Raw genomic sequence first — 13,909 nt, 5'->3', positions numbered from 1 at the left:
TTTTTCTAAAATCAGTTTTGCTGTGCCGGGATCAGGATTGAGCAGCACTTTTTCTTCATTTCCTCAACGGTAAGCTCATTCAAGTCCTGCGTGTGTTTGTGCATGAGTGGTGAGAATGCCTTTATCAGTTCACCATTTTCTTCTTTCCGGAGGGCTTCTTTCAGTTCATCCCGTTCCTCAGCCCTCTCTATTTCATCAAGGAGCTTTAAGAACTCTTTACCGTCACCTTTCGGGTTGTTAAGGATTTCATTTTCCTCAAATATGTGAATACATTCCGTTGTTATCGGTTCCTGGGCGTTTTGGGTATCCCAGCTTACAAAATAGTCAGTGTTTATTGACATTAGCAGGACAAACTGTTCCATAGTCTTATTATCATCAACCGGGGCCATGATTCCCTCATTTTGCATTTCATTCGAGTGCTTGTCGAGAGTCAAAACTATCCCCGTATGTCCACCAAGAATTTTCTTTCCATCTTCAATTGTGAAAATTCCGTTTGCCATGATAAATGCCCTGTTGCCTCCGGAAATAGGTATGTCGATTTCGTAATTCGCAATCTTGTAAAACTTCTCCGGCTTCGGGTTGGTTTGAGGTACAATAATAACATCACAGGCCCTTACAAGACGCTGTCTTAATTCGGAGTTCATAAACTCGTAGCAGATCATGACCCCGACATTGAGTTTGTCATGGAATTTGAAAATGTGGTTCATTTTTCCGGCCTTCATGCCTTCTGTGGAAAAGAGTTTGCGTTCTTCCCTGGCCCCGAACATCTTTTCATTATGAACTATCTTTGAATCAGGAATCATAACCGGAGATATATTCTTCCGCAGGTCGCTCTCACCAAACTCCCTGCTGAACAATTTTCCATACTTCCCGAGGTTTTCCTCTATCACATAATGGCTGCCAGCAACGACAACAACCCCGTTTTCATCAGCGTATTTCCGGATTTCTTCCAGGTAGTCAAAAGGTATGGAAAACTCAGGGAAGACCAAAATGTCCGCATCTTCCTTTTTTACAGCTTCAAGCACCGCCATAACCTTTCTGTGATAGGCCTCATCAGCCGTGATTTTTACAACCGAATTTTCCCCGTACCCGTTATACTTCAACTGCACAGCAGCTATCCGAAGCTTTTTCCCGCAGAAAGACCCCTCACTGCAATCAAACTGTACAAGTCGAGATTTTTTATTCCCGTCTATGTTTTCCGAGTAATCAATTTTCCTCACCACAGGCTTTTTCTGCCCCGGAATGCTGAAGTTGAGTTCGTCTATACCCTGTGGGAAATACCTTTTCTCAAGGAAATCTATTTCGAGCAGGTTGGATTCAATTTCCTCCTTACTCAAACCCCCCTTAAAAAGAACCCTTTTCCCGCTTTAATCGTCAATTTCCCCTTCACTTTCTCAGGGTCATTAAATATGACCTTCAGTCTCCAGTTTTCATAAGTTAAGTTTGGGCTGAAAGGCTCCTCAAAATAATCCTTAATTTTCTGATTTACGTGCCCGAAGAGTTTTTCAAGTGCTTTGTATTCAATTTCACTAATTTTTTCATCAAATTCCACTAAAAGTTCCTTATGTCCAGGTTTCCCTTTCTCTTCAAATATCAGCGGAATACTCTCAAATGAAGCTCTGATTTCCGGGTTAACGTCTTCCGGAAGGGTTTCAACGATTTTATAAACCAGTTCCTTCATTTTCGGAACATCTATTTCCTCAAATTCCTCAACATCCTCCAGTACTTTAAGCAAACCTGTGTAAACGCAATAACAAACATTTGCCTTATCGTAAGTCTCCTTCGCAATCTTGAACTGGTCCACGGCCTGCCTGAGAAGTTCCAGTTCAGGCTGTCTGGAAGCAAGCGCCTCGTTTACAAGTTTTCTCCCCCTCAGGTAGCAGGAAGCAGAAGCACATAACTTTGAAACGGTTTCATCCTCCCCCACAACTCCAAGTTTTTCAACCGCCCGAAGAGCCTTCTCATATTCCTCCGCACGTTTCCCCGAATTCTTTTCAAGCCTGACACTCTTCATCAAAAAATCAACATAAGCATTCAACCCTACCCCAGTAACCAGTTTTCTTTCATGCATTAGCCCGTGTTTTATGAAAAATTCCTGATGCTCCTTACATAACTGAAATGCCTCTCTCAGGTAGTTCCCTTGGTTAAAAGGCTGAGTTTCTTTTTCCGCAAGTTCCATATGCAGCCCGATAAGCCTGATTATTGCCTCTGATTTTTTACCAATAGTCAGGTACTGCATCGGTTCTGTAAATATCCCAAGAGTTTTTTTGTAACATATCTTCGCCTCTTCGAGCCGACCAATATCAGAAAACAAGTTTCCTAAATTGTTGAGTGTCATTGCTACATCTGATTGGTAGCCTACATTTTCCTGGTCGTTTTTCAGAAGGGCTTGTCTCATTTCGAGGGCCTTTTCGTATCGTCCCTTCGCATCTTCGAGCCGACCAATATCAGAAAGCAAGTTCCCTAAATTGTTGAGTGTGGTTCCAACGTATGATTGGTAGCCCACATTTTCCGGGTCGTTTTTCAGAAGGGCTTCATAAATTTCGAGGGCCTTTTCGTATCGGCCCTTAGCCTCTTCGAGGCGACCAATATCAGAAAGCAAGTTCCCTAAATTGTTGAGTGTCATTGCTACATCTGATTGGTAGCCCACATTTTCCTGGTCGTTTTTCAGAAGGGCTTGTCTCATTTCGAGGGCCTTTTCGTATCGGCCCTTAGCCTCTTCGAGGCAACCAATATTTCTAAGCAAGTTCCCTAAATTGTTGAGTGTGGTTCCAACGTATGATTGGTAGCCCACATTTTCCGGGTCGTTTTTCAGAAGGGTTTGTCTCATTTCGAGGGCCTTTTCGAATCGGTCCTTCGTATCTTCGAGGCGACCAAGAGAAGAAAACAAGGCACCTAAATTGTTGAGTGTGGTTCCAACGTATGATTGGTAGCCCACATTTTCCGGGTCGTTTTTCAGAAGGGCTTCATAAATTTCGAGGGCCTTTTCGTATCGGGCCTTCGCATCTTCGAGCCGACCAATATTAGAAAGCAAGTTCCCTAAATTGTTGAGTGTCATTGCTACATCTGATTGGTAGCCCACATTTTCCGGGTCGTTTTTCAGAAGGGCTTCATAAATTTCGAGGGCCTTTTCGAATCGGCCCTTCGCATCTTCGAGGCGACCAAGATTACTAAGCAAGTTCCCTAAATTATTGAGGATGGTTGCAGTATAATTGATACAAAAATCATCTTGAGGAAGTAAATCCAGCAGTTTTTGAGAGATTGACAGCCCTGTTTCATAGGCATTTTTGGCCTGGGGGTAACGCCCCATACTTTTAAAGTGGTTTCCGGCAGTTCCTACGTTATTAAGGTTCGTTTGAAGGCATTGTTGGAAAAAATCGTTTTCGGGGTCTTTTGTTGAGAGATCTGCAAAAAGGTTTGAGGCCTGACCACAGATCTTCACGGCTTCATCGAGGGCGCCGAGATCCAGCATCAACCCTCCCTTTATGCTCATAATGGAGAGGAGAATATCATCTGCTTCAGCCTGATGTGAGGCTTCTTCGGCTTTTTGTAGAGTTTCATGGGCTTTTTTGGATTGTCCCTTTTGCATTAAGTGTAAAGTTTTTTTAAAAGATCTTTCGGCCGAATCTCTCAAACGTCTGGACATGGTTAAAAAAGTAGACTTGTAAGTTTTTATAGGTTTGTGTTTTTATTTGCAGTTTTTGCTCTCATTTCAACTCTCTTTGATTTGAGCTGGATGTCGTGAATCGTGTGAATTCTAATTCTTCGCTTTTATCGCTGGAAATTGTGAAAAAAAAGGGGCTTGGGATTGTTTGCGGCTGGAATGAATAAAAAAGGGGGCATGAAAATTGGTTTTTGATTCGCTTATCCTGGGTGATGAAATCGATTTATTCAGCCGGGATCAGGATTGAACAGCACTTTTTTCTTATTTCATCAAAGTCGCGTTCTTTCAAATCCTGAATATGTTCGTGCATGAGTGGTGAAAACGCCTTTATCAAATCACTGTTTTCTTTTTTCAGGAGGGCTTCTTTCAGTTCATCCCTCTCCTCAAATCGGTCTATTTCACCAAGAAGTTGAATGAATTTATCCCCCGGAATGAATTTTTTCATCTCATCCTCTGAACCGTTGAGAATTTCCATTTCCTCAAATATGTGAATGAGCTTTGTCTTAATCGGACCCTGTCCCGCCTGGGTATCCATTGCAGCATTGAAGTCCTTATTGATTGAAGCAATCAGGACGAATTGTTCAATTACTTCGCCAACCGGACTTATTATGCCTTTATTCTGTTCTGTAAGCATGTGTTTGTCAAGGGTTGAAACAATCCCCGTGAAACCCCCGAGTATTTTACTGTTCTCTCCCACGGTAAAGACCCCATTTGCCATAACAAACGCCCTGTTTCCGGCACACAGAGGGTTGTTGAGGTCGCTTTTTGCCGTGTCATAGAACCTTTCCGGCTTCGGGTTTGTCTGCGGTACAAGTATTATATCGCAGGCCGGAATCAGGCGCTGCCTCAGATCGGAATTCAGATACTCGTAGCAGATCACAACCCCGACATTGAGGTTGTCCCGAAGCTTGAAAATGTGGTTCACCTTACCGGCTTTCATGCCTTCATTGAAAAAGAGTTCCCTTTCTTCCCTGGCTCCCAGCAGTTTCTCATTATGCACAATCCTTGAAGAAGGAATAACAACTGGAGAGATATTCTTCCTTAAATCTCTCTCCTCAAACTCCCGGCAGAACAGTTTCCCGTACTCTCCAAGCTTTCCGTCCGTCACATAATGGCTGCCTGCAACCACAATAATCCCGTTTTCATCCACATATTCCTGAATTTCTTCCAGGTAATCAAAAGGAATGGAAAACTCCGGGAAAACCACAATATCCGCTTCATCCTTCACAGCATCCAGAACTGCCATAACTTTCCGATGATAGGCATCATCAACCGTGAGTTTCACAACCGAATTTTCATCGTAAACATGATACTTCAACTGGACAGCCGCAATTTTCAAATCCCGATTAACGCAAACCCCATTGCAGCAGTCACACCGGAAGATTCTGGTTTTGTTGTCTCTTCCGACACTTTCAAAATAGTCAATTTGCCTTATGACCGGCTTTTTCTGGCCCGGAGTTGTGAATGTGATTTCATCCTCACCCTGCGGGAAGTATCCAATCTTGAGATAGTCGATTTCGAGCAAGTTGTTTTTCACTTCTTCAGGGGTCAAAGTTCTATTCAGGAGAGTTTTATTTCCGGCTTTGATAGTAAGTTTCCTTTTCACTTTCTCAGGGTCGTCAAATTTGACATTCAGTTTCCAGTTTTCATAAAATACGTTTGGGCTGAAAGGCTCCTCAAAATAATCCTTAATTTTTTGATGTACGTGTCCGAAGAAATTTTCCAGCGCCTTATACTCGATTGCGCTGACCCTATCATCAAGTTCCTTCAGGAGCTCTTTGCGAGTCATTTTGTCTTTTTCTTCAAAAATCTGCGGGATATTCTCAAAAGAAACCCTTATGCTGGGGTTAACATCCTCAGGGAGAGATTCAACAACCTTCTGAACCAATTCTTTCAGTTTCGGAACATCCACTTCTTCTAATTCCTTGACACCTTCCAGAATCTTTAGCAGCCCGATATATACGCAGAAGCACACATTTGCTTTATCATACGTCTCCTTCGCAATTTTAAACTGGTCCACAGCCTGCCTGAGAAGATCCAGTTCAGGCTGTCTGGAAGCAAGCGCCTCGTTTACAAGATTTCTCCCCCGAAGATAGCAGGCGGCAGAAGAACACAATTTTGAAACCGTTTCTTCATCTTCCATTTCCCCCAGCTTTTCAACCGCCTGAAGGGCTTTTTCATATTCTTTTGTCCTCTTCACAAAATTATCTTCAAGGCTCACATTCTTCATCAAAAAATCGATATATGCACTCAGCCCGGCTTCCGTAACCAGCTTTCTTTCGTGCCTTTGCTCATATTTAATAAAAAATTCCCGATGTTCTGTACATAGTTGAAATGCTTCTTTCAGGCACCCCATCTGATTAAAGGGGTTAGTTTCCTTTTTCGCCTGCTCTGAGTTAATTTCAATAAGCCTGATTATTGATTCTGACTTCCTGCCTATGGTCAGGTACTGCATGGGTTCTGTGTAGATTTCGAGTGATTTTTCGTAGCTTTGTTTTGCTTCTTCTATGCGGCCCATATTTTTAAGTAAGATTCCAAGATTGTTGAGTGTCATTCCAAGACCTGACTGATATCTCAAGTTTTCTGGATTTACGTTGAGTAGTTTTTCACGTATTTCAATTGCTTGTTCGTATTCCTCCCTCGCCGTTTCTATGTGTCCATCATCAAAAAACACAGTTCCAAGATTGTTGAGTGTCATTCCAAAATCTGATTGATATCTCACATTTTCTGGATCTGCTTTGAGCAATTTTTCGCGAATTTCAAGTGCCTTTTCATACCTTTTCTTACCTTCTTCGACTCTTCCCATGTCAACAAGTAAAGTTCCAAGATTGTTGAGTGTCATTCCAAAATCTGACCAATACCTCAAGTTTTCTGGATCTGCTTTGAGCAATTTTTCACGAATTTCAAGTGCTTTTTCGTACTTTTCCTTTGCCTCTTTGATATTTCCCGTACGTCTGAGTAAATTTCCGAGATTGTTGAACGTGGTTCCAATATCTAACTGGTATCTCAAGTTTTCTGGATCTGCTTTGAACAGTTTTTCACGTATTTCAATTGCTTTTTTGTACTTCTCTTTTGCCTCTTCAACTTCCCCCATTTCATAAAACAAAATTCCTAAGTTATTGAATGTAGCTCCAAGATCTAATTGGTATTCTTCGTATTCTGGGTCCATTTCATGAAGTTTTCCATAGATATTGAGCGCTTTTTCGTATTTTTTCTTTGATTCTTCAATTTTTCCCATGTCAGCAAGTAAAGTTCCAAGATTGTTGAGTGTCATTCCAAAATCTGACTGATATCTCAAGTTTTCTGGATCTGCTTTGAGCAGTTTTTCATAAAATTCGAATGCTGTTTCATGTTTTTCGTTTGCCTCTTCGAAACGTCCCATGATTCTTAATAATTCCCCAAGACTACTGAGTATCCATCCTAGGTATGATTGATAAAATACCTCTTCACTATGGGATTCTAGATATTTTTGAGAGATTGCCAGCCCTGTTTCATAGGCATTTTTGGCCTGGAGGAAGCGCCCCATGTTTGAGAACAGATTTCCAGCGTTTCCTATGTTATCAAGGTTCATCTGAAGGCATTGTCGGAAAAAGTCGTCTTCGGGGTCTTTTGTTAAAAGCTCTGCAAAAATGTTTGAGGCTTGGCTGCAGATACTTACGGCTTCATCGAGGAAGCCAAGATTCAGCATCAACCCTCCCTTTATGCTCATAATGGAGCGGAGAATATCATCTGCTTCAGCCTGCTGTGCGGCTTCTTCGGCTTTTTGTAGAGTTTCGTGGGCTTCTTTGTACTGTCCCTTTTGTATCAAGTGTAAAGTTTTTTGAAAATATCTTTCAGCCGAATCTCTCAAACGTCTGGACATACTAAAAAAATAGGATTGTAATGCTTTATAGGTTTGTGTATTTTTTTGCTCCCAGCTCAACTTCTATATATATTAATTAAAGATTAATTATAGATGCTCAAAGGCCCATATCGTTCTTTAACAAGCTTTTTTCTGGCTCTCGCAACTTCAGCAGGCCGCCGGAAAAATCGATACTCAAACGAAGGGGAGAAAACGTGGACAGGGAAGCAGAAGAAGAAAAAGGAGCAAAGGAAAGAGGGATTCCTGAAAAAGGAAAAATAAAACCCCCCGCAAAAAGCAAACACGAAAAAGCGTACAGGATACTTGTAGCTCTCTTCATTGCCGCAGTTCTCCTTTATTCCTTCTACATGGGCCAGCTCCTCTGGGGAATTGTGGCGGCGGTTTTTATCCTGAGGCTGCTTTATCTTACGAAGCAGGAATCATTTTATTTTCAGGAGAGAGAGAAAGACGAGGTAAAGGCCGGAACTTCTCTCGATCCGGGGCTCAAACGGAAGAGGCGCCTGGCAAACATCGTAATAACCTTTTTCGCGCTTGCGGTGGTCCTGTTTTCGTATTTTACATTTCAGTTCCGCTGGGGCATCATTGCGGGGCTTATGATACTGCTCTACCTGCACATGCTGCTTTTCTCAGGGGAGCGTTTTTGAAACCGGGGGGCGGGGTTTTGGGTTCGTTTTTGCGGTAAAAGGTGCGGAAGCTGCAATTGATTAGCTTTCTTTTTGGAATTCCGGGGGCGGGTGTAAATATAATAATTAAGATATACCTCGGCTGGCCGGTTTGCAGAATTCGTTTTTAAATTGGTTGCTGCGTAAAAAGGGCGTGGATGCAGGCTTGTCGCAGGCAGGGTTCGAAGGTCCATTTCTGCCGGGGCCGGAGTTCGAAGGAAAGCTCTCACTTAATTACTGGGATGGAGTTGCGAAAAAGCGCATTTTGCTTAGGAATGAGTCTAAAAAACGCCAGATCAACCTTAAATATCGTCTTCCTGCATTATTTTTTCCGTGTGTTCCGTGTGTTCCGTGGTTTGAGTACACACACCAAATGTCTCTACCAACAAAAAACACTCCTGGATTCTTGAAAAAGGACGAAAAAACGCCATAACAACCTTACTTGCCGTCTTCCTGCATTCTTTTTCCGTGCTTTTCCGTGACCTTCCGTGGTTTGAGTGCACACACCAAACGTCTCTACCAACAAAAACACAACCTGTATGCGTAATAGAGCAGTTCCCAAAGTAAAATCTGGAGTTCTATTTTTACCATTTCTTGGTGGGTTTCAAGAAAAGGCCGCTCGCTTCGACGAGCGTGGAAGAGCGAACCAAATACGACTAATAAGGTTGTGTCGGTTTCTGGAAAAAATCTGAAAAAAAAGTAGGGGGATACTGAAAAGTGATAATCAGCGAGATTCCAGCCGCTCCTTTGTGAGAGCCAGTTCTTCCTGCACCTGTTTGTTTTCGGACTGCTTTTTAAGCAGGCTTTCCTGCATTTCCAGGGCCCTTTCAAGCATCTCTTTTGCCTCATCCGGGTTTTCGCTGTCCATCTTTTTCAAAGTGCTCCCGAGTTTGCTCAGGGTGCTGGCGAGTTCGGACTGGTAGCTGAGGTTGTCAGGTTTGTTTTTCAGGAGGGCCTCGTAGATTTCGGCGGCCTGGCTGAGGATGGTTTTTGCTTCCTCGAAGGAATTTGTCTCCAGCAGGAGGGCTCCGTAGTTGTTCAGGTTGTCCCCGGCGTAGGTGCGGAAGACGGGATTTTCGGGGTCTTTGGAAAGGAGGTTGGCGTAAATATCCTTTGAGAGGGTGTACTTTTCGGCTGCGGCTTCGAAGTTTTCCTTTTTCCGGAGCAGGTTTCCGAGGTTGCTCAGGGTTGTTCCTGCGTAGTGCTGGTAGTCAACGTTTTCGGGGTTTTTTGCAATAAGGTCGTTCCCGACTTCCAGGGCGCTTTCGTAAACCTTGAGGGCTTCGTCGTAGCGGGCGACGGAGTAGTAGATGCCTCCTTTTGTAAAGAGGGTGTAGTAGAGGGCTTCTGTTGATTCTGCTTCTTTTGCGGCCTTTTCGGCTTTTTCAAGGGTTTGCAGGGCTTTTTCAAGCTTTCCATTTTTAATCTGGGCCACGGCTTTGTGGATCTGCTTTAGCAGGAGGAAATTTTTTACCTTGCTTCTGGACATAATGATGAGTCCTCTCTATTTTTTTAAATAACTGTCGATGTTTGTCGGAAAATGAGGGAGGAGGGGAGCGAAAAATATAAGATTGAGAGGGGATTTTTTAGAGTGTAAAACTTAAGATCTAATCTCCGGGCAATCTCCGGGTGATCTTCGAGCAGTCTCCGGGTTAGTGGAAACGAGCAGGCTTTCTTATTAAAAAATTAAAAATCAAATAGTACTTATATCACAATACACAATATATAGTATATATACAAAGACTGGTTAATTATATATAGAACCAATTTATATAATTGACAGGAGTCCTGTTTGGGGTTACTGTATATACTACATTCGTTGAAGATTACAGTATATCCGTGTTTTTGAGACGTTTTATTATTGCATTCACATTTTTCAGAAAGCGTCAGGTATATATCAATCTCTAATTTAATAAGTCTCTAATTTAGTAACTCTGATTCAATAACTCTGATTTAACAAATCTCAAAATTATCTGAATTATTTCTAATTCACTTAAATTTTAATTTAATAACGTAATAATATGTGAGCTAGCCATGGAGAGTAATATAAAACCTATAGACGATACCGCAGTTCTGGAAGAGGATGTTGACCTCGACTTCCAATTTGAGGATACCTCAAGTATAGAGGTTCCGAAGCTTCTGATCGACCTGGTGCTGGGGCAGGAGCATGCGGTGGAAGTCGTTAGAAAGGCAGCAAGCCAGAGGCGGCATATTATGATGATTGGGACCCCGGGAACGGGTAAGTCCCTGCTGGCAAAAGCAATGGCAGAACTTCTTCCTAAGGAGGAACTTAAAGATATTCTGGTATATCCCAATTTAGAGGATCTGAACAACCCCAAGATCAGAGAGGTTCCGGCCGGGAAGGGCAGAGAAATCGTAATGGCTCACAAAATGGAAGCAAGGAAGAAAGCCCAGGCCCGGAACATGCTTATGATGCTCTTTGTCGTGGGTATCATTATCTATTCTTACTTTGTAGCCCAGCTCCTCTGGGGAATTATTGCGGCCATCATGATCCTGATGCTCACCCGTCAGTTTATGCCAAAAGAGGAAATGATAATTCCCAAACTGGCAGTCTCCAACTTTGAAAAGGAGCAAGCCCCTTACATCGACGCAACCGGAGCCCACGCCGGAGCCCTGCTCGGGGATGTAAGACACGACCCCTTCCAGTCCGGAGGGCTCGAAACCCCGGCCCACGACCGGGTGGAAGCCGGAGACATCCACAAAGGCCACAAAGGTGTGCTTTTCATTGATGAAATCAACACCCTCAGGCTGGAATCTCAGCAGAGCCTCCTGACCGCTCTTCAGGAAAAAGAATATCCGATTACAGGCCAGTCTGAAAGAAGTTCCGGGGCTCTCGTGAAAACCGAGCCTGTTCCCTGTGACTTTATTATGATCTCGGCCGGAAACCTCGACGCGGTCCAGAAGATGCACCCCGCCCTCCGTTCCAGAATAAAAGGGTACGGATACGAGGTTTACATGCGGGACTCCATGGAAGATTCCGTTGAAAACCGTCAGAAACTGATCCGTTTCGTGGCCCAGGAAGTTGCCAGAGACGGGCACATCCCTCACTTTAAGGAGGGTGCTGTCAAGGAAATTATCCGGGAAGCCAGGAGAAGAGCAGGCAGAAAAGGCCACCTCACCCTCAAACTACGTGATCTGGGCGGACTCGTCCGGGTTGCGGGAGACATTGCCCACGCCGAAGGAGCCACCGTGGTCACGGCCAAGCATGTGCTTGACGCAAAGCTGATAGCAAGGTCCATAGAACAGCAGCTTGCTGACAACTATCTGGAAAGGCGCAAGGACTACCAGTCCTTCATCAGAGAAGGGTCCGCAGTAGGCCGGGTCAACGGGCTTGCTGTCATGGGTGGAGATTCCGGGATCGTGTTGCCCATTGTCGCGGAAGTGACCCCCGCAATCTCAGGGTCCGAAGGACGCATAATCGCAACCGGAAAGCTCAAGTCCATCGCAAGGGAAGCGGTCCTGAACGTCTCTGCCGTAATCAAGAAGATGACCGGCGCGGACATCGTAAACCACGATGTCCATATCCAGTTCGTAGGGACCTACGAAGGTGTGGAAGGAGACAGTGCATCGGTTTCCATTGCGACCTGCGTAATCTCGGCCATTGAGAATATCCCCATTGACCAGACCGTGGCAATGACCGGGTCCCTCTCGGTCAGAGGCGACGTGCTGCCTGTTGGCGGGGTTACTTACAAGATCGAGGCTGCGGCCCGGGCCGGCATAAAAAAGGTCATCATCCCCAAAGCCAACGAGGCTGATGTCCTGATCGAAGAGGCATACAGGACGAAAATCCAGATCATCCCCGTCTCTACGATTGCTGAAGTTCTGGAACACAGCCTTGTCGGGCCCAGGAAAAACGGAATCGTAGAAAAGCTCAAAAGCCTAACCAGGGTGAATATCGAAATCCCGGACGTATCTTCGACATCGGCATCCGTCCAGGCCAGGAATCTCCTCGGGCTTGGGAACTGATATGACTGACTGCTGACTGACTGTCAGCTACCCCTGAGCAAGTGCTCAGGGTTTTTTTTTATTATTACATGCCGGGGGTATTTAGATTAATTTCAACAGGATTGGAGAATCATCGGTTTCTGCAAAAGAGCCGGAAGGCCCCCTATCTGCAAAAGGGGTTGGGGACCCCTCCTTAAAATAAAACTTATAAAATCATAATTTAAAAAAAGGGATTCCGGGAAATCAACACTTTTTTCTCGTGAAATAATGGTTTTAAGTTTCAAGGTTTTAAGTTTCAAGGTTTCAAGGTTTTAAGTTTCAAGGTTTCAAGGTTTTAAGTTTCAAAGATTCAAGGTTTTAAGTTTCAAAGATTCAAGGTTTTAAGTTTCAAGGATTTCCCACTGAGGTATATATGAAAGGAATTAAAGAAAATATCGATTTTTATGACAGCAGGGTAATCGAGGGGAGTTCCACTTCGATAATCCTCGATAACGGAAAGATAGAAGAGATTTCCAGAAACTACGGTAGAGGCGCAGGCATAAGGGCCCTTTGCGGGGGTTCCTGGGGTTACACGACCGTGGAAGGGGAAATTGACCTTGAAAAAGGGGTGCAGGCCGCTTCAAAACTTGCTTCTTCCATGAATGCGAACACTCCCAAAGAAAATGTAGAACTTGTGGCCGTGGTCCCTCCCTCAATGAAAAACCTGCCGGAGGTTAAGCTTGACCCGAGGGACGTTCCCATTGAGGAAAAAGTCCTGCTCCTGAAAGACCTTGAAGTTCACGCGAAAATAGACGGAGTACACAGCACGAAAGTAATGTACACGGAGTCCGAGTTCAAAATCGAGTACAGTAGTTCCGAAGGCGTGGAATGCGCGTACGAACTTTTGAACTGCGGGTTTGCGGTCTCCGCCGTGGCCTCGGAAGGAGGCGTATACCAGGCAGGCCGAGAAAGCCGTTTTGGTTACGGCTACGAGCTTTTTGAAAAGGAAAATGTCCTGGAACTTGCAAAACACGCAGGAAATACCGCAATCGAACTCCTGAAGGCAAAAAGCCCAAAAGGGGGTACAATGCCTATAGTGCTTGACCAGGAACTGGCCGGGGTCTTTGCCCACGAAGCGGTCGGACATGCCTCGGAAGGGGACCTGGTGCTTGAAGGAGACTCAATCCTCGCAAACAGGATAGGAGAACAGATTGCCTCTCCCCTTGTCACAATCATTGACGACCCGACCCTGCACGAGTTCGGCTACTATCCTTTCGATGCCGAAGGGGTCGAGTCTAGCAGGACCGAGATTATCAGAGACGGGGTATTTGAGTCCTATCTCCATTCCCGGGAAACCGCAGCAAAGCTCGGAGGGACCCCTGGAAACGCAAGAGCCCAGGGTTATTCCATGCCCATTGTCCGGATGAGCAACACCTTCATCGATAACGGAGACGCTGTTTTTGAAGAAATGCTCGCAGAAGTCAAAAACGGAATGTATCTTATAGGTTCCAGAGGCGGACAGGTAAACACCGGGGAAGGAATATTCCAGTTCAACGCCGAAAAGGGCTACCTCATTGAAAACGGGGAACTGACTGAGCTTATCAGGGACGTTTCGCTTTCCGGAAAGACCCTTGAGATCCTGAACCATGTCTGCCTTGTAGGAAACGACCTGAAAATGACTGCTGGAACTTGCGGAAAAGGCGGGCAGGGTGTCCCGGTCTCGGATGGATCACCGCACATCGCAATTTCAAAAGCCCTTGTGGGAGGTGCCTGAAG

7 protein-coding genes are annotated in these 13,909 nt (G+C 44.6%); 3 read left to right on the top strand and 4 right to left on the bottom strand.

Annotated features, from left to right (window positions below; genetic code table 11):
* Positions 1 to 11: 11 nt before the first annotated feature.
* From ACZ5QV_RS01295 to ACZ5QV_RS01285, 3 genes are all read right to left on the bottom strand, one after another.
* A complete protein-coding gene (locus tag ACZ5QV_RS01295) occupies positions 12 to 1,337 on the bottom strand; it encodes a nitrilase-related carbon-nitrogen hydrolase (RefSeq protein WP_464600875.1) in 1,326 nt (441 codons plus the stop codon).
* Positions 1,334 to 3,589: a tetratricopeptide repeat protein gene (locus ACZ5QV_RS01290; RefSeq protein WP_464600874.1), complete on the bottom strand. Its 2,256-nt coding sequence runs from the start codon at positions 3,587 to 3,589 to the stop codon at positions 1,334 to 1,336. Before ACZ5QV_RS01290 ends, ACZ5QV_RS01295 begins: the two co-directional genes overlap by 4 nt.
* Positions 3,590 to 3,887: 298 nt before the next feature.
* Positions 3,888 to 7,472, bottom strand: a complete 3,585-nt coding sequence (locus ACZ5QV_RS01285; protein ID WP_464600873.1) for a tetratricopeptide repeat protein — start codon at positions 7,470 to 7,472, stop codon at positions 3,888 to 3,890.
* A 248-nt stretch (positions 7,473 to 7,720) separates the two neighbouring features.
* Here ACZ5QV_RS01285 and ACZ5QV_RS01280 point away from each other — a divergent pair, with 248 nt between their 5' ends.
* A complete protein-coding gene (locus ACZ5QV_RS01280) occupies positions 7,721 to 8,170 on the top strand; it encodes a hypothetical protein (RefSeq protein WP_464600872.1) in 450 nt (149 codons plus the stop codon).
* Positions 8,171 to 8,912: 742 nt separating this feature from the next.
* Here the strand turns inward: ACZ5QV_RS01280 and ACZ5QV_RS01275 are convergent.
* A complete protein-coding gene (locus ACZ5QV_RS01275) occupies positions 8,913 to 9,677 on the bottom strand; it encodes a tetratricopeptide repeat protein (protein WP_464600871.1) in 765 nt (254 codons plus the stop codon).
* Positions 9,678 to 10,222: 545 nt separating this feature from the next.
* On the opposite strand from ACZ5QV_RS01275, the gene lonB reads away from it, so the two are divergent.
* Positions 10,223 to 12,175: an ATP-dependent protease LonB gene (lonB, locus tag ACZ5QV_RS01270; protein WP_464600870.1), complete on the top strand. Its 1,953-nt coding sequence runs from the start codon at positions 10,223 to 10,225 to the stop codon at positions 12,173 to 12,175.
* 391 nt (positions 12,176 to 12,566) lie between these two features.
* The gene (locus ACZ5QV_RS01265; RefSeq protein WP_464600869.1) at positions 12,567 to 13,907 is read left to right on the top strand and encodes a TldD/PmbA family protein; all 1,341 of its coding nucleotides are present in this window, start codon (positions 12,567 to 12,569) and stop codon (positions 13,905 to 13,907) included.
* Positions 13,908 to 13,909 lie beyond the last annotated feature (2 nt).

This window comes from Methanosarcina baltica, assembly GCF_055394095.1.
Note: the sequence above shows the minus strand (reverse complement) of the source record. Positions and strands in the feature narration are given on the sequence as shown.